Source organism: Kitasatospora sp. RG8 (assembly GCF_017813315.1).
Lineage (GTDB): Bacteria > Actinomycetota > Actinomycetes > Streptomycetales > Streptomycetaceae > Kitasatospora.
The window spans coordinates 57,300-82,042 of the sequence record NZ_JAGIYX010000024.1; the positions used below are offsets into that span (position 1 = coordinate 57,300).

18 protein-coding genes and 1 pseudogene are annotated in these 24,743 nt (G+C 73.8%); 4 read left to right on the plus strand and 15 right to left on the minus strand.

Features of this window, described 5'->3' with window-relative positions; translation table 11 throughout:
* The first annotated feature begins 699 nt into the window (after window positions 1-699).
* Window positions 700-2,013: an alpha/beta fold hydrolase gene (locus J5Y04_RS29210; RefSeq protein ID WP_209415407.1), complete on the plus strand. Its 1,314-nt coding sequence runs from the start codon at window positions 700-702 to the stop codon at window positions 2,011-2,013.
* Between the two features lie 185 nt (window positions 2,014-2,198).
* Here J5Y04_RS29210 and J5Y04_RS29215 read toward each other — a convergent pair whose 3' ends face one another.
* Entirely contained in the window at window positions 2,199-3,746 is a 1,548-nt protein-coding gene (locus tag J5Y04_RS29215; RefSeq protein WP_209415408.1) for a DUF4192 domain-containing protein, read from the minus strand.
* A gap of 229 nt (window positions 3,747-3,975) precedes the next feature.
* Here J5Y04_RS29215 and J5Y04_RS29220 point away from each other — a divergent pair, with 229 nt between their 5' ends.
* Complete coding sequence (locus J5Y04_RS29220; protein ID WP_209415409.1) at window positions 3,976-6,243, plus strand: RecQ family ATP-dependent DNA helicase; 2,268 nt, start codon at window positions 3,976-3,978, stop codon at window positions 6,241-6,243.
* A 533-nt stretch (window positions 6,244-6,776) separates the two neighbouring features.
* Window positions 6,777-7,406, plus strand: a complete 630-nt coding sequence (locus J5Y04_RS29225) for a hypothetical protein (protein ID WP_307853358.1) — start codon at window positions 6,777-6,779, stop codon at window positions 7,404-7,406.
* A gap of 352 nt (window positions 7,407-7,758) precedes the next feature.
* Here the strand turns inward: J5Y04_RS29225 and J5Y04_RS43680 are convergent, their stop codons facing one another.
* From J5Y04_RS43680 to J5Y04_RS29240, 3 genes are all read right to left on the minus strand, one after another.
* Window positions 7,759-8,145: a hypothetical protein gene (locus tag J5Y04_RS43680; RefSeq protein ID WP_307853359.1), complete on the minus strand. Its 387-nt coding sequence runs from the start codon at window positions 8,143-8,145 to the stop codon at window positions 7,759-7,761.
* A gap of 409 nt (window positions 8,146-8,554) precedes the next feature.
* A complete protein-coding gene (locus tag J5Y04_RS29235; RefSeq protein WP_209415411.1) occupies window positions 8,555-9,265 on the minus strand; it encodes a ribonuclease HII in 711 nt (236 codons plus the stop codon).
* Window positions 9,266-9,589: 324 nt separating this feature from the next.
* Complete coding sequence (locus tag J5Y04_RS29240; protein ID WP_209415412.1) at window positions 9,590-10,336, minus strand: TetR/AcrR family transcriptional regulator; 747 nt, start codon at window positions 10,334-10,336, stop codon at window positions 9,590-9,592.
* 160 nt (window positions 10,337-10,496) lie between these two features.
* On the opposite strand from J5Y04_RS29240, the gene J5Y04_RS29245 reads away from it, so the two are divergent.
* Window positions 10,497-12,014, plus strand: a complete 1,518-nt coding sequence (locus J5Y04_RS29245) for an MFS transporter (RefSeq protein ID WP_256463575.1) — start codon at window positions 10,497-10,499, stop codon at window positions 12,012-12,014.
* Between the two features lie 187 nt (window positions 12,015-12,201).
* On the opposite strand, the gene J5Y04_RS29250 is transcribed toward J5Y04_RS29245, so the two are convergent.
* From J5Y04_RS29250 to J5Y04_RS29300, 11 genes and pseudogenes are all read right to left on the minus strand, one after another.
* Window positions 12,202-13,713, minus strand: coding sequence for a DUF4173 domain-containing protein (locus J5Y04_RS29250; protein ID WP_307853360.1), 1,512 nt, complete (start codon window positions 13,711-13,713; stop codon window positions 12,202-12,204).
* 547 nt (window positions 13,714-14,260) lie between these two features.
* The gene (locus J5Y04_RS29255; protein WP_209415413.1) at window positions 14,261-14,830 is read right to left on the minus strand and encodes a choice-of-anchor R domain-containing protein; all 570 of its coding nucleotides are present in this window, start codon (window positions 14,828-14,830) and stop codon (window positions 14,261-14,263) included.
* Window positions 14,831-14,988: 158 nt separating this feature from the next.
* Entirely contained in the window at window positions 14,989-15,972 is a 984-nt protein-coding gene (locus J5Y04_RS29260; protein ID WP_209415414.1) for a carbohydrate ABC transporter permease, read from the minus strand.
* Window positions 15,969-16,991, minus strand: a complete 1,023-nt coding sequence (locus J5Y04_RS29265; RefSeq protein ID WP_209415415.1) for a carbohydrate ABC transporter permease — start codon at window positions 16,989-16,991, stop codon at window positions 15,969-15,971. The genes J5Y04_RS29260 and J5Y04_RS29265 overlap by 4 nt, the downstream gene beginning before the upstream one ends.
* Before the next feature lie 100 nt (window positions 16,992-17,091).
* Window positions 17,092-18,489, minus strand: coding sequence for an ABC transporter substrate-binding protein (locus tag J5Y04_RS29270; RefSeq protein ID WP_245205650.1), 1,398 nt, complete (start codon window positions 18,487-18,489; stop codon window positions 17,092-17,094).
* 398 nt (window positions 18,490-18,887) lie between these two features.
* On the minus strand, window positions 18,888-20,093 hold the full coding sequence (locus J5Y04_RS29275) for a cytochrome P450 (RefSeq protein WP_209415417.1): 1,206 nt from the start codon (window positions 20,091-20,093) through the stop codon (window positions 18,888-18,890).
* Window positions 20,094-20,150: 57 nt separating this feature from the next.
* Window positions 20,151-21,395, minus strand: coding sequence for a cytochrome P450 (locus J5Y04_RS29280; RefSeq protein ID WP_209415418.1), 1,245 nt, complete (start codon window positions 21,393-21,395; stop codon window positions 20,151-20,153).
* Between the two features lie 188 nt (window positions 21,396-21,583).
* Window positions 21,584-22,210, minus strand: a pseudogene (locus tag J5Y04_RS29285) (ATP/GTP-binding protein); the annotation flags it as partial.
* On the minus strand, window positions 22,191-22,559 hold the full coding sequence (locus tag J5Y04_RS29290) for a DUF742 domain-containing protein (RefSeq protein WP_148642703.1): 369 nt from the start codon (window positions 22,557-22,559) through the stop codon (window positions 22,191-22,193). The pseudogene J5Y04_RS29285 and the gene J5Y04_RS29290, both read right to left, overlap by 20 nt.
* On the minus strand, window positions 22,556-22,999 hold the full coding sequence (locus J5Y04_RS29295; protein WP_148642704.1) for a roadblock/LC7 domain-containing protein: 444 nt from the start codon (window positions 22,997-22,999) through the stop codon (window positions 22,556-22,558). Before J5Y04_RS29295 ends, J5Y04_RS29290 begins: the two co-directional genes overlap by 4 nt.
* Window positions 22,996-24,681 carry an ATP-binding protein gene (locus J5Y04_RS29300; RefSeq protein ID WP_209415419.1) on the minus strand — a complete coding sequence of 562 codons (1,686 nt, stop codon included), beginning with the start codon at window positions 24,679-24,681 and terminating at the stop codon, window positions 22,996-22,998. Before J5Y04_RS29300 ends, J5Y04_RS29295 begins: the two co-directional genes overlap by 4 nt.
* Window positions 24,682-24,743: the final 62 nt, after the last annotated feature.

Here is a 24,743-nt window from a genome sequence, read left to right on the forward strand (position 1 = left end):
TCCGGTGGCCGGTCAGGCCGGTGGGCCGCGAGCATGCTCGATCGCGTGCTGTGGTGCCTGGCCGACGGGGTTTCCCGTCGGCGTGTGCCGTGCCTGGCCGTACCCGGCGCCGGGTCGTGCCATGCGGCGCGCGGCACCGCTCCGGTACCGGCCCCGCCTCGCCCCGGGCACCCCGAGGTGCCCGCGCGTCGTCTTGTCCGGCGGCCGGCGGTGCCGGTGACGCCGTGTCCCGCCCGGTGCCCCGGACCGGCCGTCGCCGGGCGGCGGGGCATGCCGCTTCCTCGGTGTGCCGGCTCGCCCGGTCGGCCGTCGGCGCTTTGACGGACCCGGCTCCGGGCCCACCGCAGCTCGGTCCGTCTCCGGATCCGGAGGCCTTCCGGACGAAGTGCCCCCGGGGTGAACGCCACCGACCGGTCGCAGGTAACGCCCGGCGCACCGGTTCGGAGCTCCCGACCGTGGTTCCGGGTGGTCGTGCCGGTGCTGCCATGGCGTCGTTCGGGCGTCGTTCCGGTCGGACACGACCGCCGGGGTCGCAGTGCACGGCCCGCGGACGGCGCAGCAGGCGGGTGGCCGAGGAGGGCAACCGCCGAGCCGGTGCCCGAACGCCGTCAGGATACGGTGCGGGGGTCGCGGCGCCCGCACCGGCAACACCGTGGACGGCGACACGACCGCTGTGACCTGCACATACCGAGGAGTTGTATGTCCACCGCCAGCCGGCTGCCCGGGATCGTCACGACCGACCACGTCTTCCAGCTGCCCCTCGACCACGCCGCCCCGCAGGGCGAGCAGATCGAGGTGTACGCCCGCGAGGTGGTGGCCCCGGGCCGCGAGAGGGACGACCTGCCCTGGCTGCTCTTCCTCCAGGGCGGGCCCGGTGGCAAGGCCGGACGCCCGCTCGGCCGCGACGGCTGGCTTGAGCGCGCCCTCGACGACTACCGGGTGCTCCTGCTCGACCAGCGCGGCACCGGCCGGTCCACGCCCGCGAACCGGCAGACCCTCGCCCGGCGCGGCGGCGCCCGGCAGCAGGCGGACTACCTGGCGCACTTCCGCGCGGACTCGATCGTGCGGGACGCCGAGCTGATCCGCCGCCGGCTGCTCGGCGACGACCGGAGCTGGAGCGTGCTCGGGCAGAGCTTCGGCGGCTTCTGCACCCTCACCTACCTCTCGATCGCGCCCGAGGGCCTGCACGAGGCGTTCATCACCGGTGGCCTGGCCGGCCTGCACAGCTCGGCCGACGACGTCTACCGGGCCGCGTACCCGCGGGTCGTCGCCAAGAACGAGGGGCACTACGCCCGCTTCCCGCAGGACGTCGAGGCCGTGCGGCGGATCGCCGCGCACCTGGCCGCCTCGCCCGCGACGCTGCCCGGTGGCGGGCTCCTCACCGTCCAGGCGTTCCAGGCCCTCGGGATTGTGCTGGGCGGCGGCAGCGGTTCCGGCAGCCTGCACTACCTCCTGGAGGAGGCGTGGGTGGAGGGGGCGGCCGGGCCCGAGCTGTCCGACACGTTCCTGGCCGGCGTGCAGGCGAAGCTCTCCTTCTCCGAGGGGCCGCTGTACGCCGTGCTGCACGAGTCGATCTACGGGCAGCGGTCGGTCGACCCGGCCGGGACCGCGTGGTCGGCCGAGCGCGTCCGCAAGGAGTTCCCGGAGTTCGACGCCCTGGCCGCGCTGGAGTCCGGGGCGCCGGTGCTGTTCACCGGGGAGATGATCTACCCCTGGATGTTCGACACCGACCCGGCGCTGCGGCCGCTGAAGGAGACCGCCGAGCTGCTCGCCGCCCGCACCGACTGGGCCGACCTGTACGACCCGGCGCGGCTGGCCGCCAACGAGGTTCCGGTGGTCGCGGCGGTCTACCACGACGACATGTACGTCGACACCGCCGACTCGCTGGCGACCGCCCTCGCCGTGCGCGGCCTGCGGACGTGGATCACCAACGAGTGGGAGCACGACGGCCTGCGGGTGAGCGGCGGCAAGGTACTCGACCGCCTGATCGCGATGGCCCACGGCGAGGCGTAGCCGGCCGGGCATTGACCGGTCCGGTCGTGGCCTGCCGGCACACCACGGGTCTGCGTGCACCAGCGCGGGACGGGCGGCGGCACGGAGCCGGCCGGTGGCCTTCCCCGGGCCTCCGCCGGCCGGGCGGGGCCATCGCCCCGCGGCCGGCGGGGAGACGCGGCAGGAGGAGTCCGCCGCCGACGGTGTCACTCCGCATGCCGCGATCCGATCGCCGGGCCCCGGACGCCCCGGCACCGGCCGCGCCTGCCGGTCGGTGCGGCGGGAGCCCAGGGCGAGGCGCGGCCCAGCCGCAGCTTGCGCGGGGCGCGCGGCTGCGCGGACGGCCGGCAACCGGCCAGGCGGTCCGTCCGCTGTCGCAGTTGTGCGACCGGGCCGTCGGGCGGGCCCTCCGCCCGGTCCGCCGACCCGTGCGAAGGCACGGCGTCCGAGGCCCCGGGGGCGGCGGACCCGGACCGGCCCCGGCGGGCCCGCCGGCGTCGGGACTTCGAGGGGGTCGGATCGCGCGGTTCGTCGGGGCCCCGGCCCGGACCTCGGCCCGGGCCCTGGTCCGAGCCCTGGTCCGGATCGCCCGGCGCGCCGCCCTGGGGCTCGTGCTCCGCACCGCGAGCCGACCCGGGCACCCGGCGGACTGCCGCCTCCTCCCCCGCCCCGGCACGGCGGCGCCGCTCGGCATCCGCCCTCGCCAGCAGCGGGTCCGGGGAGAGACCGCCGTTCAGCGACTCGTAGAGCAGCTGGGCCAGCAGGTAGGAGGGATCGAGGCGGAGCGCGTGGGCGAGCACGACCCGGGCCGTCGCGCTGTCCCCTGCGACCCAGGACACCCAGGCCAGCAGGGTGAGCGGGGGCGGGGCGTAGCCCGTGTAGGGCGGCACGCAGCGCCGGGCGAGGAACCGCCAGAGCCGCTGGGCGGGAGCGAGCTCGGCGGGCCGCGCGTACTCGGCGGCGCGGTCCCGGGTGCGCCGGTCCTGGAGCGCGACGAGCAGCTGTGCCGTCCGGTGTTCGTCGAGCTCGCGGGCGCCGGCCATGAACTCGGCCACGGCCCGGTCGAGCAGCTCGGTGCCCTGCTCCAGGGAGAGCACAGGCCCGAGCCCGGCGCCCCTGCCGTCCGTGGCCCGGGCGAGCGCCAGTCGCTGCGCGTCGGCACCGGGCGGGCCGATCGGCGCCAGCCCGGCGACGATCGCCTTGCGGCTGCCGCGCGGCGCGAGACCGGCGAAGGTGGCCGCCGCCGCTCCGGGGCCGGGCGCGTGCCGGATCGGATGGCCCCCCGGATCGCAGCACCCCTCGCGGCGGCAGAGGAAGGACCACCAGCGCCCGGCGGAGACGCAGAGCGACTCCTTCACCGGTACTCCCCTGCTCTCGAAGGCCGCCCGCAGCTCCGCGGCGAGCGGTCCGAGCCGGGCGAGCACGGGCGGGCCGTGCTCGCCGACGGGATCCTGGCAGAGGTAGAGGAGCACCTGGGCCGGGCGGCGGTCCCGCTGCTCGGACAGGCCGACGAGCAGGGCGGCCGTCTCGTCGGCGGCGGCCGCCCACTGCGCCGGCGACTCCGGGATGTCCAGTCGGATCACCCCGCCCTGGTGGAGCTCCAGCCCCTGGAGACCGACGGCGACGATGCTGTCGTCGGGGAAGAAGCCGAGCAGGTAGGGCAGCAGCTCGGCCATGTCGGCCGGGCCCCGCATGGTGACCGGCCGGGTTCCCGGGGAGTGGCCGAAGGGAAGCGTGATGCGTTCGTTGTTCATGGCCGGAAGATTGCCGCAATTCGCGAAGGCCTCCGGATTTTTCTTTTTTCCTGTGGATAAACCCCGCCTGTGGATAAAACGTCCCCCGTTCGGGGCAGCCAGGCCCACCCTCCCGAGCGATATTTGACGGCCGTTCAGCGGAAGAGCGGATGAAATGCACCCGGACTCCACCCGCCCGTGCACGGCCGCCGTTCGCCCATTGTCGGCACCTCGGGGTTACATGGACGGCATGCAGCAGCCGCAGACCCACACCAGCGCCACCGACGACACCGCCACGTCCGGCACCGGCCCGGCCGGCACCGCCCCGGGTAGCGCCCCCGGCAGCGCCACGGCCGCCGACCGCGCCGAGGTCCGGGCGCGGGCCGAGGCCGTCCTGCGCGAACTCGCCGGGCCCGCCGCCACGCTCCGCGACGACCAGTGGACGGCCATCGAGGCCCTGGTCGTCGACCACCGGCGGGCCCTCGTGGTGCAGCGCACCGGCTGGGGCAAGTCCGCGGTCTACTTCATCGCCACCGCCCTGCTGCGCGCCCGCGGTGCCGGGCCGACGGTGATCGTCTCCCCCCTGCTCGCCCTGATGCGCAACCAGGTGGAGTCGGCGGCCCGGGCCGGTATCCACGCCCGCACCATCAACTCGGCCAACACCGACGAGTGGGACGCGATCCAGGCCGAGGTCGCGGCCGGGGCGGTGGACATCCTGCTGGTCAGCCCCGAGCGGCTGAACAACCCCGACTTCCGCGACCAGGTGCTGCCCAAGCTCGCCGCCTCCACCGGCCTCCTGGTGGTCGACGAGGCCCACTGCATCTCCGACTGGGGCCACGACTTCCGCCCCGACTACCGGCGGCTCCGCACCATGCTCGCCGACCTCTCGCCGGGCGTCCCGGTGCTGGCCACCACCGCCACGGCCAACGCCCGGGTCACCGCCGACGTCGCCGAGCAGCTGGGCACCGGTGCCACCGACGCGCACGCCCTGGTGCTGCGCGGGCCGCTCGACCGCGAGAGCCTCACCCTCGGCGTGCTCGCCCTCCCCGATCCGGCGCACCGCCTGGCCTGGCTGGCCGACCACCTCGACCGGCTGCCCGGCTCCGGCATCGTCTACACCCTGACGGTCGCCGCCGCCGACGAGGTCACGGCCTTCCTGCGCGAGCGGGGCTTCGCGGTGGCCTCGTACTCGGGCCGCACCGAGGACGCCGAGCGCCGGACCGCCGAGGCGGACCTGCTGGCCAACCGGGTCAAGGCCCTGGTCGCCACCTCCGCGCTCGGCATGGGCTTCGACAAGCCCGACCTCGGCTTCGTGGTCCACCTGGGCTCGCCGAGCTCGCCCATCGCCTACTACCAGCAGGTGGGCCGGGCAGGCCGTGGCGTCGACCGGGCCGAGGTACTGCTGCTGCCCGGGCGCGAGGACGAGGCGATCTGGCGCTACTTCGCCTCGCTGGCCTTCCCTCCGGAGGAGCAGGTGCGCCGCACCATCAACGCGCTCGCCGAGGCCGGCCGGCCGCTCTCCACCGCCGCCCTCGAGCCCCGGGTGGACCTTCGCCGCGCCCGCTTGGAGACCATGCTCAAGGTCCTCGACGTGGACGGCGCGGTGCGGCGGGTCAAGGGCGGCTGGACCGCCACCGGGCAGAGCTGGCAGTACGACACCGCCCGGTACGCCAAGGTCGCGGCCTCCCGCGAGGCCGAGCAGCGGGCCATGCGCGAGTACGCGTCGGGCACCGGATGCCGGATGGAGTTCCTGCGGCGGCAGCTCGACGACGAGCAGGCCGTGCCGTGCGGCCGCTGCGACAACTGCGCCGGACCGCTGCACACCCCCGAGGTGTCCGCCGAGGCGCTGAATGCGGCCCGGGCAGCCCTCGGCCGGCCCGGGGTGAGCTTCGAGCCGCGCCGGCTCTGGCCCACCGGCATGGACGCGCTGGGCGTGCCGCTCAAGGGCCGCATCCCGGCGGGCGAGCAGGCCGAGACCGGCCGGGCCCTCGGGCGGCTGTCCGACATCGGCTGGGGAAACCGGCTGCGCACCCTGCTCGCCGACCAGGCGCCCGACGTTCCCGTCCCCGGCGAGGCGGTGGACGCCCTGGTCGCGGTGCTGGCCGACTGGGCACGCGGCCCCGGCGGCTGGGCCGGGCCCGCGACCACCGAGGGCGCCCGGCTGGAGCGGCCGGTCGGCGTGGTGACCATGGCCTCGTCCGGCAGGCCGCAACTGGTCGGCAGCCTCGGCGCCCGGATCGCCGAGATCGGTCGGCTGCCGCTGCTCGGACAGTTCGAGTACGCGACCGGACAGCCCCCGCACGGTGCGCGAAGCAACAGCGCCCAGCGGCTGCACTCGCTGGCCGGCGCGCTCGTCCTGCCGCCGGAGGTGGCGGCCGCGGTGGCCGGGGCGGGCGGGCCGGTGCTGCTGGTGGACGACCTGGTCGACTCCGGGTGGACGGTCACCGTCGCCGCCCGGCTGCTGCGCAAGGCCGGGGCGAGCGCGGTCCTGCCCCTCGTACTGGCCGTGCAGGGCTGAGGCACCGGGCCGGAGAGGGGGGAGGGCCGACACGACAGGAGGACCGGCCCGGAGCGGGCGGGCCCCGGAACGGGCCGGACGGTGGAGAGCGGGCGGGACGGTGGAGAGCGGCGGGCCGCGGACCTGGAAGACCCGACGACAACCATCACTCGAATGGAGCAACGGAGGCGATCGCCGGAACGACCGCGACCGCAAGACGCATCGATCGGGGAAGGAGAGGCGGATGTTGCTCGAGATGCTGCGCAGAGGCCTTCGGGCGCCCCGGATCACGATCTGGCGCCGCCCGACTGACACCCGCACGGCGGTGGAATATATCTGGCAGAACGTTGGCTTTCGGGCGCCGTTCATCATTTCATCGTTGCCGCTCCGCCCCATCTGCCCTGAGAATCGGACCGTACCCGGAAGCCGGTCCGATGGACCAGGCCTTCGGCGTACGCAGGTACCCGCGCGCCCGTGGGTCGGGAAGGAGGATCGTGATCAACGGTATCGGCCGAGGTCAGTATCCCCTCGCCCGGAGTTCGTCGCCCAGACGGGTGCTCGATCTGGAGGCGTGGACGGCCGCCGGGGTCCCGTTGCTGCGCGATCCGCGCGAATTCGTCCTGGAGCTGCACCAGCGCCACCTGCCCCAGCCGGGCACGGTCGTGGTCGGCGTGGTGGACGCGTCGCACCGGCTGACCGCCTCCGCCTCGTTCGCACCCTGGCCCCACGACACCGACGGCTGGCAGCACCGCAACGCGATCCTTTCGCACCTGCGCCAGGTCACCCCGCACGACCTGCGACAGGCCGCCCCGACCCGGACGGCCGTGCTGCTGCGCTGCCGCGAGGGTGCGGCCGGCTGGACGGAGCAGGACGGCGCCTGGATGTGGGCCCTGCAGGATGCGGCCGTGCTGCACGGGCTGCGCTGCGGTTCCTACATCGCGCTGACCCCGGCGGGCTGGCAGGTCCTCGGCGACGGGCGCGGCGGACGCAACCCGAACGCGGGCTCCTGGGCGGACGGGCCGGTCCACACCGTGACGGAGCTGCCGCCCCGGTCGGTCCGGCTCCCACCGGCGGAGCGGAGCCAGCGTGGCGACCGGTCGCAGCGCCCCCGGGCGTCCGAGCTCCCGTGGGCTCCGGCCCGCGTCACGGCCATCGAGCCGGCCCGGCGCACCGGGACCCGCTGACGCGACCCGCACCGGCGACGGGGCACGGAGCGCCACCGAACGCGGGGCGCGGTGCAACACCACCGAACGCGGGGATCGGTGCGCCGGGAGCAGGCCTCGGACCTCCGGGGATCACCTGCTCCCACGCACCACCCTGCGCAACGACCGACCCTTCACGGCACCGCGCCGTACACCCCGCGCTTCAGCACCCCGCGCTTCAGCACCCCGCGCTTCAGCACCCCGCGCTCCGGCACCCAGGGCGCCCTGTACGCGAACCCTGCTCGGGCGCCCTGCACAACCACCCGGCGCGGGCCGCACAACGCGAACCGGGCCCGGCGCCTCGGCGGCATCGGGCCCGGACGGTCCAGGGGTGTCAGGCGGGCAGGCGCCCGCTGGTCGGGCCGGCGGCTGCTGCGGCTGCGGGACCGGCGTCGCCGCAGACCACCAGGAGCGCGGCCGTGTGGCCGAGCGCCTTGGTGTACGCCTCGGCGGCGCGGCCGGCCGTACCGCCGTTGACGACCAGCACGACCACCTCACGGCGGGCCGGACGGGTCAGCGCGGCGTCGGCGTAGAACACGTCCCCGCCCTCGGCGAGTTGCGCCCAGTAGCGCTCCTCGCCGAAGGAGAGCTCGTGCTGCTGCCAGGGGTGCGCCGCGCCGACCGTCAGCACCAGGATGTCGCCCGGCTTGCGCCCGGCGTCCAGCAGCTGGTCGACCGCCTCGTCCGCGCGGTCCAGGGCCTGCGCCTTGGTGGCGGGCACCAGCTGGACCTCGGGCTGCGGTGCGGCGGGCGCCGGGCGGCGCGGGCCGGGCTTGGGGATCTGGGCCGTACGCGGCGGCCCCGGGCGGTCGGCGCGCGAGGGCGCCGACCGCGCAGGTGCGGGACGCGGGCCCGGCACCGGAACCGGTGCGACGACCGACGGTGCGGCAGCGGCGGCCGACGGTGCGGTAGTGGTCGAGCTGCCAACGGCAGGCGTGGGAAGGGCTTGTGCGTCCGACTCGCGGGGGAAGGGAACGCCGGGGCCCGGGAGGCTCTTGTGAATCTCCGGCTCCTCGGGGAAGACAGGCATACCCGGATATCTATCAAATGCCGGTCGGGCGCGCACGGGCACCCCACCTATTGGGCACCACGAACCGACCGCCCCCACCCCGGCAATTCCCGACGGAACGTCAGAAACCGAGCGTCAACTGTTCGTCGGCCGGTCCGCCGGAACCCGCTCCGCCCGCGCCCACGCCGACCCTGTTCCGCTTCAGGTGACGCCACTGGGGCAGGCCGTCCATGTACGCCCAGGAGAGCCGGTGCTGTTCGGTCGGGCCGAACTCCTCCAGCGCGGCACGGTGGACCGGCGACGGGTAGCCGGCGTTGTCGGCGAAGCCGTACTCCGGGTGCGCCTCGCCGAGTTCGGCCATCATGCCGTCGCGGTGCACCTTGGCGAGCACCGAGGCGGCCGAGACGCAGATGCAGGACTGGTCGCCCTTGATCACCGTGCGCACCCGCCAGGGGCCGCCCAGGTAGTCGTGCTTGCCGTCGAGTATCACCGCGTCCGGCTCCACCGGCAGTGCCTCCAGCGCGCGGACGGCGGCCAGCCGGAGGGCGGCGGTCATCCCGAGCTCGTCACACTCCAGCGCGGTGGCGTGACCGAGCGCGTACGCGTTCACCCAGTCGGCGAGCACCGGGGCGAGCGCCTCACGACGCAGCTCGGTGAGCAGCTTGGAGTCGGTCAGACCCTCCGGTGGCTTGCGCAGGCCGGTGACGGCGGCTCCCACGGTGACCGGGCCGGCCCAGGCGCCGCGCCCGACCTCGTCGAGACCGACGACGATCTTGGCGCCGGCCCGGCGGAGCGAGCGCTCGACGGAGTGCGTCGGCGGAACGATGGGCATCGCGGTGTCCTTCGAGTGGGGCAACCTCCAGCCTAAGCCCCGCCCGGAGCCGCCCCGACCATCCCGCCCCGTTCCTCCCGCCGCGACCATCCCGCCCCCGCCCCGGGCCCCCGGCACCCCAGGACCCGACGGGCGACGCCGCCGCCCAGACCCTCACACCCCGCCCCGCTCCGGGGCACTCGGAATCCCGGGGCACCCAGGCCCCACGGCCCTCAAGCCCTGCGGGCACGCAAGGCCGCCAGGCCCGGGCCCTCAGCCACCTCAGCCCGCCAGGCGCTCAGGCCCACCCAGCCCCTGAGGCCCCAACCCACGACCCCCGCCGCCTCATGCGCGGATCAGCGGCATCATCACCTCGTCGACCAGCTCGACCGCGAAATTCGCCCCGATCTCCCGCCCGCAGGTCTTCACCCGGTACATCAGCATCGCCGGGGCCACGTCGGCCACGAGCGGGGTGGCCGCGCCGGGCCGGACGTCGCCGCGCCCGGCGCCCCGGCGGAGGATGTCCAGAATGGTGCCCTTGGTCGGTTCGATCACCCTCCGCGTGATGAAGTCCTTGAACAGCTCGGCCTGCTCGTGGTCCAGCTCGGACATCAGCGCGTTCATCGCGGCACCCGCCCGGGAGCCCATCGCTGCGGTGAAACCCTCGATGAGCAGCAGGAGTTCACTACGGGTGGACCCGAGGTCCGGCGTGTCCGAAGGGCGTGGCAGAGTGGAGTCCAGGGCGTCGATGACCAGTTCGACCTTGGACGCCCAACGCCGGTACAGCGCGGCCTTCCCGGTCCGCGCGGCACCGGCGACGCCTTCCATCGTCAGCCGCGCGAATCCGCCGGAGGTGAGCTGATCGAGCGTGGCCTCGAAGATCGCCTGCTCAAGTTCCTTCCCCCGGCGGCGCGCCGGCCGGGAGAGGACCTCGGCGGCCGCCTTGACCGGACAGAGCGCCGCGAGCGCAGCCACCGGGGCGACAGGTGTCGGTTCGGGGGCGACCGGGCGTTCTCCCGAGCGCCCCGCAGTCCGCTCCACGGCCCGGCCGGCCGTCGCGCCCACCGCCTGGCGTCGCACCAACTGATCCATCGTCACCAACCTTAGAGAACGCTTGCGTTCACAATCTCGTCCAGGATATCGTCCACATTAGTGAACGATTCCGTTCCTTCATAGCCAGCGGGACGCCGTAGGGCTGTGCCGGACCCAGGGTCCGCAGCATACGAAGCAATAGCCAGCAGGGGGCATCAACTTGGCTATCTCCGACACACTCAGCAAGAGCACACCATCGCAAGGCGACCAGGGCCGGCACAAGGGCATCACCCTGGCCGTCATCGCGGCCACGCAGCTCATGGTGGTGCTCGACGCCACGATCGTGAACATCGCGTTGCCGCAGATCCGGGACGCGCTGCACTTCTCCACCACCAACCTGTCGTGGGTGATCAACGCCTACACGCTGACCTTCGGCGGCCTGCTGCTGCTCGGCGGTCGCGCGGGCGACATCCTCGGCCGCCGCCGGGTGTTCATCGCCGGCACGCTGCTGTTCGGCCTGGCCTCGCTGCTGGGCGGCTTCGCGCAGGACGGCGGGATGCTGCTCGCCGCCCGCGCCCTGCAGGGCATCGGCGGCGCGATCTGTTCGCCGACGGCCTTCGCCCTGATCGCGACCAACTTCGAGGAGGGACCGGAACGCAACAGGGCGTTCGGCGTCTTCTCCGCGGTGGCCGGGTCGGGTGCCGCGATCGGCCTGCTGGCCGGCGGCCTGCTCACGGAATACCTGGACTGGCGCTGGGTCTTCTTCGTCAACGTGCCGATCGCGGTCCTGATCGCGTTCGCCGCCCCGCGCTACATCGCCGAGTCGGAGCGCCAGGAGGGCCGCTTCGACCTTCCCGGAGCGCTCACCTCGACGCTGGGCCTGATCGGCCTGGTCTACGGGTTCATCCGGGCCGCCTCGGACGGCTGGACGGACACCGTGACGCTGGGCTCGTTCGCCGCGGGCGTACTGCTGCTGTTCGCGTTCGTCGTGATCGAGCGCAGGACCGCCCAGCCGATCACCCCGCTGCACCTGTTCCTCGACCGGAACCGCACCGGTGGCCTGGTGATGATGCTCTGCCTGGCCGCGGCCATGTTCGGCATCTTCTTCTACATCACGCTGTTCGTGCAGGGTCCGCTCGGCTACAGCCCGCTGCGGGCCGGCGTCGCCTTCCTGCCGATCAGCGCCTCGATCATCGTGGCGGCGCAGGTCGCCTCGGCGCTCCAGGCGAAGTACGGCCCCAAGCCCTTCATGGTCACCGGCGCCGTCCTGGTCACCGCCGGCCTCAGCTGGCTCACCCGGATGAACGCCGACAGCGGCTACGTCGACAGCATTCTCGGCCCCACGGTGATGTTCGGCTTCGGCATGGGTCTGATCTTCGTCCCGGTCATGCTGCTCGCCGTCGCAGGCGTCTCCACCCGTGACACCGGCGCCGCCTCCGGCCTGCTCAACTCGATGCAGCAGATCGGCGGTTCGCTGGGCCTGTCGATCCTGACCACCGTGTTCGCCCGGTCCTTCGACGACAAGAAGGCCGAGCTGATGGCGGCGGCCCCGAAGAACGTCGTGCCGACCAAGGAGCAGCTGGCGGAGGCCGGCAACCAGATGCTGGCGTACGGCATCTCGCACGCCTTCATCGTCGGTGCGGCGCTCGCGGGTGTCGCCCTACTGTCGGCCGTGTTCGTGATCAAGGCCAAGGCCTCCGACCTGCCGTCGGACGCCGCAGGTGTCGTGCTGCACTGAGGCCGGGCACCGAGTCGGACGCCGTACCGAGGTCAGGCCGTGGCGGCCTCACCGCAAGGGCCGGCTGGGAGCAGCATCGCTCCCGGCCGGCCCGGTCGTTTCCGTGGCGGCGGCGAAATGCCGACGCCCGACATCAGTACGCGCCGATGAACCCGCCGGTTCTTTACGCGCCGACGAACCCGCGGAATCAGTACTCGCCGAAGAACCCGCGCTGCAGGCCCACCGCCTTGCAGGCGTCCGAGGCGGCGTTCCCCGGACCGACCGGCGGGTGGTCCAGCAGGATCCCGCGGGAGCGCGACTCGGCGAGGCTGGTGGCGTACCAGGGCGAGGCCTCGTCGGGAAGGTCGAACCACTGCTTCTCCAGGGCGCAGGTCCGGTGGTTCGCGGGCAGCCGGTCGAGGGCCGGGACGGCGTCGAGCGAGAGGTCGCGGACGTTGCGCAGGTCGATCTGCCCGGTGCGCTCGAAGCGGGCCACGTTCTGCTCGGCGACGATGGCGTCCGGCCCCATCAGCCCGTAGACGGCGGCGGTCAGTGCGCCGCTGAGCACCACGGCGCGCGGCAGCCAGGCGGCGGAGCGGACCAGCCCGGCCGTGATCAGCAGCACGAACACGACGCCCAGCCAGGCCTCGACCACCAGCACCCAGAGCCGCAGCCTGGTCAGCCCGGAGGCGTCGACGTAGAACCACATCCGGCCGAGCGCCGAGGCGACCACGACCAGGGTGAGCAGACTGAGCGCGCCGAGCAGGACCCGGGCCAGCCGGCGGTCCGACTCCGTACTGCGCGGCGCCCAGCGCTTGGCGACGGCGACCACGACCAGGGTCAGCACGGTGACGGCCATCAGCTGCCAGAAGCCCTGCCGGGCGTACTCGGAGCGGCTCATCCCGGTGTTCTCCATGATCGAGTCCCGGCCGCCGAGCACCACCACGGCCTGGACCAGCGCGAAGGCGCCGAACATCAGGTTGAGCGCGGCCAGCGGCAGCACCCACTCCAGTCGGCCGCGCTCGCGGCCCGGGCGGATCACGGTGCGGTCCCAGCGGCGCGGACCGGCCGCGATGTGGGCGAAGCCGAGCGCGGTGACCAGGCCGAGGACGAAGAGCACGAAGCGCAGCGGGAGTTCGCCCAGGTCGAGGCTGGGACTGAGGCTCCCCAGGACGTCCGCCATCGCCGCGTCGGCGCTGGCGAACAGCCAGCCGAAGACGGTCAGCAGCACGGCGGCCACCACGACGGCCCGCAGCACCGGAACCACCTTGCCGCGGCCGGGCAGCGCGAGGCCGCGCAGGCCGTCCCGGGCCCAGCGAAGGCCGGGCACGAGCTGCCAGAGGATGCCGGGCAGCGCCAGCAGCACGCCCGCCCAGCGGCGGCCGCCGTGCAGGGCGAGCGAGGCCAGGGCCAGCGCGCAGACCGTGGAGAGCACCGTCGGCCAGCCCGCGTCGAAGAGCGCGGGCACCGCGAGCAGGGCCAGGGCGAGCGCGCTCCACGCCACCGTCCAGGCGCGTATTCGCCGACCGGCCGACCAGGCGGAGAGGCCTGCGCCGGTGGCGGCGACCGTGCCGCAGAGCAGCAGGTTCACGCCGAGGCCGCTGTCCATCAGCCAGGCCGTCAGCAGGCCGGTCAGCACTGCGGCGAGCAGCGCCCGCGGCGGGGCCGGGGCCTTGGCGCCCGGGTCGCTGGGGCGCAGCCACCCGTTGGGCCGCGGCACCGCTCCGACGGCCGGCGCGCGGTACGGGTTGGCCGGGCCGGCCGGGCCGCGGTACGCGTCGAACGCCGCCTGGCCGCCGCCCGGAGCACCGGGTGCACCGGGCCCGAACGGGCCGGGCCTGGCTCCGGGCCCGCCGGCACCAGGCCCGTCAGAACCGGAGGAACCCGCCCCGGACGCACCGGCACCGGACGCGCCAGCCCCAGCACCCGCCCCAGCAGCAGCACCGGACGAACTCGCCCCCGCACCCGCACCCGCACCCGCATCGGAGGCACCAGCACCGGAGGCACCAGCACCGGTGGCGCCGGGATCGGACGGCCCGTCCCCCGGTGCGGGTGTGGAAAGACCTGACACGCGTTCCCCCTCAGAGGTCGGTGGGCATGCGGAAGCCGCCCTGGGGGCAGTCCGCGGCAGGCGCCCGGAGCGCCGCTACTGCAGCAGACTGTAGACCATTCTGAACAGGTTCAAAAACGCGGGAAGCGCCTCTGTCACTGGTCTGTGACAAAGGCGCCCCCTGGCCCTGCCCCGAACATGAGGGCAGGTCAGCGGCTCAGTAGGAGCCGTGCAGCGAGTACGTCAGCGAGTCCTTCACCGCCGGCCCGAAGTCCGCCGGCCAGTTGCCGAAGGGCACCACCGCGTTGCTGCAGGCGCCCGAGCCCGTCGGGCCGGTCGCGTAGTTCATGTTGTTGACCGCGGCGCCGGTGCCGTTGGTGGTGCAGCCGAGCCGGTACGCCGTGTTGGCGCTCAGGGTGGCCTTGACCGGCAGCGAGTTCCAGGCTTTGGGGGTCTGCGTGCCGCTGCCGGTGGTCGCGACCAGGGTGCCGGGCGAGCCGCCCGCGTCGCTGTAGACCGCCAGCTGGTACTGGCCGTTGGGCGCTGCGCCGACCGGTCCGACGTGCACGCTCAACGAGGTCAGCGGCACGGCCGAGGCGCCCGTGGTGATCCGGCTGCCGTTGAGGTGGTTGGAGTCGGTGTCGTCGACCAGCGAGCCCACCCCGGTGTTGCCGAGCGTCTTCGGCGGTGCGCCCCCGGTGGTGAACGAGAGCGTGGCCGGGTTCGCCAGCGCGTTCCCCGAGGTGTCGCGCACGCCCTGGACGTGCACCCTGACGTACGCCCGCATGTCGGCCTGCACCTGCCACGACCGCCCCTGTGCCCGTTTCGGCGTGCCCGTTCGGCGTGCCCGCTCGGCGTGCCCCTGTCGGCCAACTGCCCTTAACGGTGTACCGGTTGTGCGGCAAGCGTGGCCACGGAACCACCACAATCGCCGGCCGGGCGGCGTCACCCCTTGACGGATCCGGCCAGCAGACCGCGGACGAAGTACCGCTGGAGGCTGAAGAAGACCACCAGGGGGATCACGATCGACAGGAACGCCCCGGCGGTGAGGAGCTCCCAACGTCCGCCGAAGGACCCGGAGAGCTGCGCCAGCCGGACCGTCATCGGCGCCACCTCGGGGGTCCCGCCGGCGAAGGTCAGTGCCACCAGCAGGTCGTTCCAGACCCAGAGGAACTGGAAGATCGCGAACGAGGCCAGCGCCGGCGCGCAGAGCGGCAGCACGATCGACCGGAAGATCTTGAAGTGCGAGGCGCCGTCCACCACCGCCGCCTCCATCAGGTCCCGCGGCAGCTGGGCGATGAAGTTGTGCAGCAGGAAGATCGCCAACGGCAGCGCGAACATGGTGTGCGCCAGCCAGACGGGCGCGTACGTGCCCTTGAGGTCCACCGCCGGGATCAGCGTCAGCGGGCCCAGGTGCGCGCCGCCGGAGAACAGCCGCAGCAGCGGGATCAGCGCCATCTGGATCGGCACCACCTGGAGCGCGAAGACCACGAAGAACACCGCGTCGCTGCCCCGGAACCGCACCCAGGCCAGCCCGTACGCGGCCATCGCCGCCAGCACCAGCGGGAAGAGCGTCGCCGGGACGCTGATCGCCAGCGAGTTCACCAGGAACGGCATCAGACCGGTGGAGACGCCGGAGCCGCCCTCGAACAGCACCGTGTGGTAGTTGGAGAGGCCGAGGTCCGGGTGGAGGAACGCGTTCCACCAGCCGTTCGCGGTGACGTCCTGCTTGGGGCGCAGCGAGGTCACCAGCAGGCCCAGGGTGGGGATGGTCCAGAGCACCGTCACCGCGATCACGAAGACCGAGGCGAGCGGGGAGCCGAAGGCCTGGCGGACCGGGCCGCGGCGCCCGGCCAGCGGCCGGCCGGCTCCCGTCCCGCGGCGCCCGCCCGACGGGCCGCGCCCGCGCACCGGATCGAGCACGCTCATCGGACCCCACGCTCCTTCCGCAGCTGGACGATGTTGTAGGCCACCAGCGGCAGCACCGCGAGGAAGAGGATCACCGCGAGGGCGCTGCCCCGCCCGGTGTTGAACTGCACGAAGGACTGCGAGTACATCTCGTTGGCCAGCACCTGGGTACCGAAGTTGCCGCCGGTCATGGTGCGGACGATGTCGAAGGCCTTCAGCGTGGTGATCATGACGGTGGTGAGCACCACCACCACCGTGGTGCGGATCATCGGCACCGTCACGTACCAGAACAGCCGCACCCCGCCCGCGCCGTCCAGCCGGGCGGCCTCCGTGACCTCGTCCGGGATCGCCTTGATGGCAGCCGAGAGGACCACCATCGCGAAGCCCGTCTGGACCCAGACCATCACCGCCATCAGCAGGAAGGTGTTCAGCGGCTGGGAGAGCATCCAGTTCGGCGGGTGCTCCCAGCCCAGCGCGATGGCGACCTGGCTGAGCAGGCCGATCTGCTGCTGCGAGGCGTCCCGGGACTCGTAGACGAACTTGAAGATGATCGAGGCGCCGACCAGCGAGATCGCCATCGGCATGAAGATCAGCGACTTGTAGACCGCCTGGCCGCGCATCCGGTCCACCAGCAGCGCCAGCACCAGGCCCAGGCCGGTCGCGGCCAGCGGCGCGACCACCAGCCAGAGCAGGGTGGTGACCAGGACCTTCTGCACCGAGTCGGTGGTGAACGCCCAGCCGAAGTTCTCGCCACCGACGAACCGGCTGCTGTCGTCGTTGTACAGGCTCAGGTAGACGGTGCGGACCAGCGGGGCGACCAGGCCGACCAGCAGCAGCACGACCGCCGGGCCGAGGAAGACCGCGACGGCCAGCGGCCGGGCGATCCGGCCGGAGGCCCGGCCGGCGACCAGGAAGACCAGCAGCAGGATGCCGAGGAAACCCGCGATCGCACCGAAGCTGTTGCCGAACTTGACGGCCGCGTCGCCCCAGGAGCCGTCGGCCAGCGCGGCGGACGGCCGGGGGCCGGCGAGTACGGACATGGCTGCACGTCCTTTCCCTGCCCCGGGTGGAGCGGAGGGGCGGGCGGTGCGGGTGGGTGGCCCCGCACCGCCCTCGACGGATGGACCCTGGCGGCGGCCGCTACTGCGGCCAGGCCGCGTCGATGTCGGCGGCGGTCTTCTGGATCGACTGGCCCTCGGCGAACCAGGCGGTCAGCGACTTCCACTCCTGCCCGGCCCCGACCGCGGCCGGCATCAGGTCCGAGCCGTCGAAGCGGAAGGTGGCCGCCGGGTCGGTGAGCGCGTCGGCGGAGAGCCGGTCGATCGGGTCGGTGTACAGGCTCTTGTCCACGCCCTGGTTGGCCGAGACCCAGCCGGTGGCGGTCTTCACCCGGCTGCTCGCCCACTCCGAGCTGGACAGGTAGTTCTGCACCGCCTGCACCTCGGGCCGGCTCGCGAACGCGGTCAGGAACTCGCCGCCGCCCTCGACCGGGTTGGCGACCTGCGGGTTCACCGCCGGCAGGTGGAAGGCGAAGATGTCGCCGTCCGGCCCGACGTTGGTGCCCTTCGGCCACTGCGCCTTGTAGAACGAGGCCTGCTGGAGCATGAAGCACTTGCCGGTGAGGACCGGCGCGCCCGCGTCCTGGAAGGTCGTGGTGGCGATCGACTTCACGTCGCCGTAGCCGCCGTTGACCCACGCCGGGTTCTGCATCCAGTCCGCGACGGTCTTCATCGCCGTGGTGATCTTCTCGTCGGAGAACTTCACCTTGTGGGTCACCCACTGGTCGTACACGTCACCGCCGTACGAGCCCAGCACCACCTCCTCCAGCCAGTCGGTGGCCGGCCAGCCGGTGGCCGTCCCGGAGGCGATGCCACCGCACCACGGCTTGCCGCCGCCGGCCTTGGCGATCCGGTCGCTGAGCGCCATCAGGTCGGCCCAGGTCTTCGGCACCTCGTAGCCGGCCTGCTTGAAGGCCTTCGGCGAGTACCAGACCAGGGACTTCATGTTGGCGCTCATCGGCGCCGCGTAGAAGGTGCCGTTCACCGAGCCGTAGGTCTTCCAGACCGGGCTCCACTTCTCCTGGTTGGCGACGGTCTGCGCGGGCGGCTTCACCACCTTGCCGCTCTTCACCATCTGCGCCAGCAGACCGGGCTGCGGGATGATCGCGAAGTCCGGCGCGTTGCCACCGGTCACCCGCACCGGCAGCTGGGACTCGAAGTCGTTGGAACCCTCGTAGCTGATCTTGATGCCGGTACACGAGCTGAACTCGGACCAGGACTTCTCCAGGTTGTCCGACTCCGGGCTGAGGATCGACGCGAAGACCGTCACCGTGGTGCCCGAATGCCCCGCGTACTGCTGGAACTTGGCGCAGTCACCGGCCAGGGTCTGGCCGCCGCCCGACCCGCCACCGGAGCTGCTCGAACTGTTCGAGCACGCCGCGGTCAGCGCCAACGCCGCCAGCAGGGCGGGTACGGCCACCAGACGGCGGGAACGGGCGGAGGGCGAACTCGTGGACGGCACGGTCGGGGTGGGGGTCAATGCGGTCCTCCTCGCCAGGGCGCGCAGCGCCGGCAGTACGACAGAACGACATTGCGCTGTACCGGAGATCGACATGGACGCGGCGGCGGCCGGTTTGACGACGTTAACGCAGCGGCCACCCCTCGCCAAGGTCCGCGTTCGACCTTCACCCGCACGTGGCCCAAGTTGTGACCCGTGGCCGCCCCGGCAGGACCCCGGCCCGGACGCCGTAACCCGGAACGGCCCCGGCCCGTATTCCGCGCCCCGGCAGGACCCCGGCCCGGACGCCGCGCCCCGGGCGGACGGAACCCCGCCCCCGGGGCTTCGGACGTTCCCGGAAACGCCGCCGGGGCTCCGGGTGTGCCCGGAAACGCCGACGGCCCCGCCCGGGCCGGGCGGGGCCGCACCACGACCGGCCGTCAGAACAGCCGGACCGGCAGCTCCCGCAGCGAGTTGACCACCAGCGACGGACTCGGCCGCAGCTCCGCGTCCGGCACCGCCACCGCGAGGTCCGGGAACCGCTCGAACAGCGCCGGCAGCGCCACCCCCGCCTCCAGCCGGGCCAGCGGGGACCCGGGGCAGACGTGCGGCCCGTGACCGAACGACAGGTGGCGGATCGGGTCCCGCGTGATGTCGAACAGCTCGGCGGTCACCCCGTGCTGGGCCGGGTCGCGGCCGATCGCGTTGTACGAGATCAGCACCGGCTCACCCTTCGGGATCACCACCTCGCCGACCTCGACGTCCCCGGTGGTGAACCTGAACAGGAAGTTGCTGGTCGGCGGCGTCCAGCGGAGCGACTCCTCGACCACCGCGTCCCAGCCGACCTTGCCCGAACGCACCAGCTCCAGCTGCTCCGGATGGGCCAGCAGCGCCCGCACCGCGTTGCCGATCAGGTTGACCGTGGTCTCGTGGCCCGCCGCGATGATCACCCGCAGGGTGGCCGCCGCCTCGGCGTCGCTCAGCGCGCCGCCCTCGGTGTCCGCCGCCAGCAGCACACTGGCGAGGTCGTCCCCGGGCGCCGAACGGCGCTGCGCCACCAGGTCGTTGACGAAGGCGTTCAGCCCGGCGATGGTCGCCTGGATGCCCTCGGGGTTGGGCCGGATGCCGAAGAACCGCTCGTAGAGGTCACGCAGATGGCCGTGGTCGGACTCGGGCACGCCCAGCAGCGAGCAGATCACCGTCATCGGCAGCGGAAAGGCGAACGCGGTCTTGAGGTCCACCTCCCGCTCCCCCGCCGCCAGCGCGTCCAGCAGCCCGTGGGTGATCTCCTCCACCCGCGGGCGCATCAGCTCCACCCGACGCGGCGTGAAGGCCTGCGCCACCAACGCCCGCAGCCGCCGGTGCTCGGCACCGTCGGTGGTCACCATGCTGGGACCGGGCACCGCCAGGCCGATCAGCGGCCAGGTCTTCGGCACGTCGCCGCGCTGGTACGCCGCCCAGTGCGCGGCGTCCTTCACCAGCCGGGCGTCGGTCAGCAGGTCCCGGGCGGCCGCGTGCTGCGTCACCGCCCAGGCGGCGACGCCACCCGGCAGCTCAACCGCCACCGCCGGGCCCGCCGCACGCAGCAGCGCACCCTCGGCGGCGTTGTCGCGCGCCATCGGATCGAGGGCTATCGGAGCGGTCATCGGCACAACTCTCCTTGAGGTACTGGATCGTGAACAGCCCTGAACAGCCTGCCCGGCTCAGGCGTGGTAGCCCGCGGTGAACGACACCGGCAGCGCCATCAGCCCACGCACCCACGCCGACGGGCGCCAGACCAGCGCGTGCTCGGCCACCGCCAGCCGCAGGTCCGGCAGCCGGTCCAGCAGCACCTCGATCGCGGTGGTGGCGATCACCTCGGCCGCCTCCTGCGCCGGGAACGGGCAGCCGTGCTCGCCGTACGAGTAGCTCATGTGCGCCCGGTTGCCCTCGGCCGGGCTGCCGTCCGGCTGACGCACCGACGGGTCCGCGTTGGCGCCCGCGAAGCCGAGCAGCACCATGTCCCCAGCGGCGATCCGCTGTCCGGCGAGCCGGGTGTCCCTGGTCGCCCAACGGCCGGCGAAGATCTGCGTCGGGGTGTCCTCCCAGAGCGCCTCGTTCAGCGCCTGGCTGATGCTGCGCCGACCGCCGGAGAGCGAGGCGGCGAACCGCTCGTCGGTGAGCATCAGCCGCAGCGCGTTGGAGATCCAGTACGAGCTGGGCTGGTGGCCGGCGATCAGGATCACCCGCAGGTCGCGCATGATCTCGTCGTGCGACAGGCCCGCGTCGTGCTGGAGCATCGCGGTGGCGATGTCGTTGCCGGGGTGCTCGGCCTTCTCCTGGACCAGCTCCAGCATCACGCCGAGCAGCCGCTGCGCACCGGCGGGCGCGTCCGGGCCGCCGTCCAGCATGGTCAGCAGGCCGTCGATCAGGACCGGCGCCTGCGCCTCGCTCAGCCCGAACAGCCGGCAGAGGACCAGCAGCGGCATCCGGTGCGCGTACTCGGCGACCAGGTCGGCCTCACCGCGCCCGGCGAACTCGTCGATCAGCCGGTCGGCGATCTCCTCGGCGTGCTTGCGCAGCTCGTACGGGTCGACGGCGGCCAGCGCGTCGGTGACCGCCCGGGAGCGGCGGACGTGCTCCTCGCCCTCGGCGTACAGGATCGACGGCACCGGGGCCATCATCGGCTTGAGCGGCCAGTCCTCGGGGATGGTCTCCCAGGCGTTCCAGCGGGTGGAGTCGCGGCCGAACAGCTGAGGCTGGCCGGTCACCAGTTGGAGCTCGCGGTAGCCGATCACCAGCCAGGCCGGGACGCCCCCGGCGAGCTCGACCGGGGCGACCGGGCCGTGGGTGGCCCGCAGCTCGCGGTAGAGCTGCCCCGGATCGGTCTGGAAGCGCGGCCCGTACAGCGGGGTGGCGCCGGCGTGCGCGGGGCAGCCCGGCGGCGGGGTGACGGCGGGCTCGGTCACGGGGTGCACTCCTCGTAGAGGGACGGGTCGGTGATGCCTTCTGTTGCGGGCAGGGCGGCCCCGGCCCCGCCGGGCCCCGCGCCTCGGGGCGAGTCCGCACTGCGGGCGGTGTCCGCGCCGCCGTACGAGTCCCTGCTCGGGGCGGTGTCCGCGCCGCCGGCCGGGGACTCGTCGTGGGCCCCGGCACCGGTCCGGGTGGCCTCCTCGACGCTGGCGGCCTCCTCGACCCGGGCGGCCAGGTGGCGGACCAGCTCGATCAGCACCTGCTTGCTCGACTCCCGGTCGCGCGCGTCGCAGTCCACCAGCGGGACGTCGGCCGGCAGGTCGAGCGCCTCCCGGACCTGCTCCAGCGTGTGGGTCGGCTCACCGAAGTTGTTCCGGGCCACGATGAACGGCGTGCCGTGGTGCTCAAGGCGGTCGATGGCGTACCAGGACTCCTCCAACCGCCGGGTGTCCACCAGGACGACGGCGCCGAGGGCGCCGCTGAACAGGCGGTCCCAGAGGAACCAGAAGCGCTCCTGCCCGGGCGCGCCGAACAGGTAGAGCACCTGGCTGGCGGAGAGCGTGATCCGGCCGAAGTCGAAGGCCACCGTGGTGGACCGCTTGCCCCAGGCGCCCGAGGGGTCGTCGATCCCCTCGCCCGCCTTGGTCATGGTCTCCTCGGTGTTCAGCGGGCGGATCTCGCTGACCGCGCCGACCAGCGTGGTCTTGCCCACGCCGAAGCCGCCGACCACGACGATCTTCAGCGCGTTGTCGGCGGTGCCGCGCAGCGGGGTGCGCCGGGCCGCCGGTGCCTCAGAGCCGTTGGAGTCCATGCAGCACCTGCTTCAGCGTGTCGAGATCGGGCAGCCGGGCCTTGTTGGGCGCGAACCGCGGGTGGCGGGCGGTGATCGCCCCGGTCTCCAGCAGGTCGCCGAGCAGGATCTTCACCACCGACACCGGCAGCGACAGTTCCGCGGCGACCTCGACGACGGCGGTCGGGGCCTCGCACATCCGCAGGATGCGGGCGTGCTCCGACTGCATGCCCGAGGCCGGCTCCCGCTCGGCGACGATCAGGGTGACCAGGTCGAAGGCGTTCTCCGGGGACCGGCTGCGCCCCCGGGTGATGGTGTAGAGACGGTCCGGGTCGTCGTCACGGCCCGGCATGACCGGCCGCCCGGTCATGCCCGGGCGCTCTCGCGGTCCGCGGGCGCCGGGCCTGCCACGTCCTCGCGGGCCGGGGCACTCAGGTGCACGCCGATCTGCTCGATCAGACCGTGCATGTTGTGGCCGACCACGCCCACGTCCGCGTCGTCGTCGGTCACCACGGCGAGGTGGGCGCCCTCGCCGGCCGCCACGATGCAGAGGATGCCGCCGTGGAACTCGGTCATCGACTGCCGTACGCCGCCGCTGCCGTCGCCGAACTCGATCGAGGCGCCGTGCGCCAGGCTCTGCATGCCGGAGGCTATCGCCGCCAGCTGGTCCGCCTGGTCGGCGTCGAGGCCCGCCGTGTGGCAGAGCTTCAGGCCGTCGGCGGAGAGCACCAGGGCGTGCCGGGTGCCGGGGGTGGCCGTCAGCAGGTTTTCCAACAGCCAGTCGAGGTCACGGTCGGTGGCGCTGCTCATGAGGAGTCCTTCTCGGTGACGACGGGGGAAGCGTCGGGTGTGGTGTCCGTGGTGGGTGCACCGCCCTTGGCCTGCTGGGCGGCGCGACGGAAGGCGCCGAACCGGGCGGCGGCGCTCGCCGCGTCGGCACGGGCGGGCTCGGCGGCGGGGGCCGCCGGGGCGGTGGTGGCGAGCGTCTGCCCGCGGCGGCGCTGCGGCAGGCCGCTGTCGGTGACCGGCACGGGCGTCCCGGCCCGGTCGGCCGGGGCGGGAGCGGCGGGGGCCGGCACGGCGGGTGCTGCGGGCAGGGAGCGTGCGGGAGCGAGGGCGGGCGTGAGGGCCGGGGTGAGCGCGGGGCGCGCGGGAGCCTGCACGGCCGGCCGGTCCGGTACGGCCGGGACGGACTCCGGCGCGGGCTCCGGTGCGGGGTGCGTCACCAGCTGCTGCGGGATCAGCATCACCACCCCGGTGCCGCCGCGTGCCGACGGCCGGAACGAGATCTGCAACCCGTGCTTGCGGGCCAGCGCACCGACCACCGCGAGGCCGAGCCTGGTGCCCGCCGAGAGCGTGGTGAGGTCCAGCGGCTCGGCGGAGACGGCCCGCTCGGCGCGACGCAGCCAACTGTCGCTCAGGCCGAGTCCGCTGTCCTCCACGGTGACCGCCAGCCCGGCCGGCACCTCCTCGACGTAGACGTGCACCTCGGCCGGCGGGGCGGAGAAGTTGGTGGCGTTGTCGAGCAGTTCGGCGAGCGCGTGCATCACGCCCTCGGCGGCGAACCCGGCCACGGCGGCGGCGCTGGCGTTGTGCAGCCGGACCCGCTGGTAGGCGCCGATCCGGCCGAGCGCGCCGCGCAGCACCGACTCCACCGCGATCGGCTTGGCCCAGCGCCGGCCCGATCGGGCGCCGGTGAGCACCGCGATGCTGTCGGCCATCCGGCCCGCCTGCGCGGTGGAGTGGTCCAGCCGCAGCAGGTCGCCGAGGACCTCCTCGTCGTGCCGGTGCTGCATCTCGCGCAGCTCGGCGTGCATGCTCGTGGCCAGCGCCTGGACCCGCCCGGCCGCGGTCGCGCAGACCGCGAGGGCGGCGGCCCGCAGGCGCTCGCCGCGGCCGACCTCCTCGGCGACGGCGCGCAGCAGCGCGTACTGGGGGTGCCGGCGGTGTGCGGCCAGCGCACTCTCGACGGACGCGCCGCCGCGGAGCCTCTTCACCAGCTCGGGCAGCACCTCGTCGGCCAGCCGGTCCAGCTGGGCCCGCTCGGCCCGCTCCGCCTCGGCCTCCTCCCGCACCCGGGCCAGCTCGGTCTGCGCGGCGGTGAGGTCGGCCCGGGCCTGCGCGAGCTCGGACCGGGCGGTGTCGCGCTCGGCCTTCGCCGCGGCGGTCCGCTCCCGGGCGGCCGTCTCGGCCTGTCTGGCCGTGCCGGCCACGACCAGCGCCGCCATGGCCTCGTCGTCCTTCGCGGCGAGCCCGGCCGCCAGCCGGCGGGCGCGCTCGGTGGCGGAGGCCGCCAGCCCGACGACGATCAGCCAGAGCGCGGCGACCGCGCCGACCGCGACCGCGGTCAGCGGCTGGTGGGCCGCCGAGGCCCGGCTGATCCCGATCGGGGCGACGACCAGCGCCAACAGGACCGCCCCCGCCGTGAGGGCCGCGGTGCGCGCGGCGGGCCGACGGCTCGGACCACCTTCGGGGCTGGTGCGTTCTGTCATCGATGCGGTCCTCGGCAGCGGCGGCGGGCGTCGACGGGCTGACGCCGACAGCGGGGCTAGGC

Excerpts from the sequence above, each read along its gene's own strand:
- J5Y04_RS29210 (WP_209415407.1), top strand. The coding sequence starts at position 700 with ATGTCCACCGCCAGCCGGCTGCCCGGGATCGTCACGACCGACCACGTC.
- J5Y04_RS29215 (WP_209415408.1), bottom strand. The coding sequence starts at position 3,746 with ATGAACAACGAACGCATCACGCTTCCCTTCGGCCACTCCCCGGGAACC.
- J5Y04_RS29220 (WP_209415409.1), top strand. The coding sequence starts at position 3,976 with ATGCAGCAGCCGCAGACCCACACCAGCGCCACCGACGACACCGCCACG.
- J5Y04_RS29235 (WP_209415411.1), bottom strand. The coding sequence starts at position 9,265 with ATGCCCATCGTTCCGCCGACGCACTCCGTCGAGCGCTCGCTCCGCCGG.
- J5Y04_RS29240 (WP_209415412.1), bottom strand. The coding sequence starts at position 10,336 with ATGGATCAGTTGGTGCGACGCCAGGCGGTGGGCGCGACGGCCGGCCGG.
- J5Y04_RS29255 (WP_209415413.1), bottom strand. The coding sequence starts at position 14,830 with ATGCGGGCGTACGTCAGGGTGCACGTCCAGGGCGTGCGCGACACCTCG.
- J5Y04_RS29260 (WP_209415414.1), bottom strand. The coding sequence starts at position 15,972 with ATGAGCGTGCTCGATCCGGTGCGCGGGCGCGGCCCGTCGGGCGGGCGC.
- J5Y04_RS29265 (WP_209415415.1), bottom strand. The coding sequence starts at position 16,991 with ATGTCCGTACTCGCCGGCCCCCGGCCGTCCGCCGCGCTGGCCGACGGC.
- J5Y04_RS29275 (WP_209415417.1), bottom strand. The coding sequence starts at position 20,093 with ATGACCGCTCCGATAGCCCTCGATCCGATGGCGCGCGACAACGCCGCC.
- J5Y04_RS29290 (WP_148642703.1), bottom strand. The coding sequence starts at position 22,559 with ATGACCGGGCGGCCGGTCATGCCGGGCCGTGACGACGACCCGGACCGT.
- J5Y04_RS29295 (WP_148642704.1), bottom strand. The coding sequence starts at position 22,999 with ATGAGCAGCGCCACCGACCGTGACCTCGACTGGCTGTTGGAAAACCTG.
- J5Y04_RS29300 (WP_209415419.1), bottom strand. The coding sequence starts at position 24,681 with ATGACAGAACGCACCAGCCCCGAAGGTGGTCCGAGCCGTCGGCCCGCC.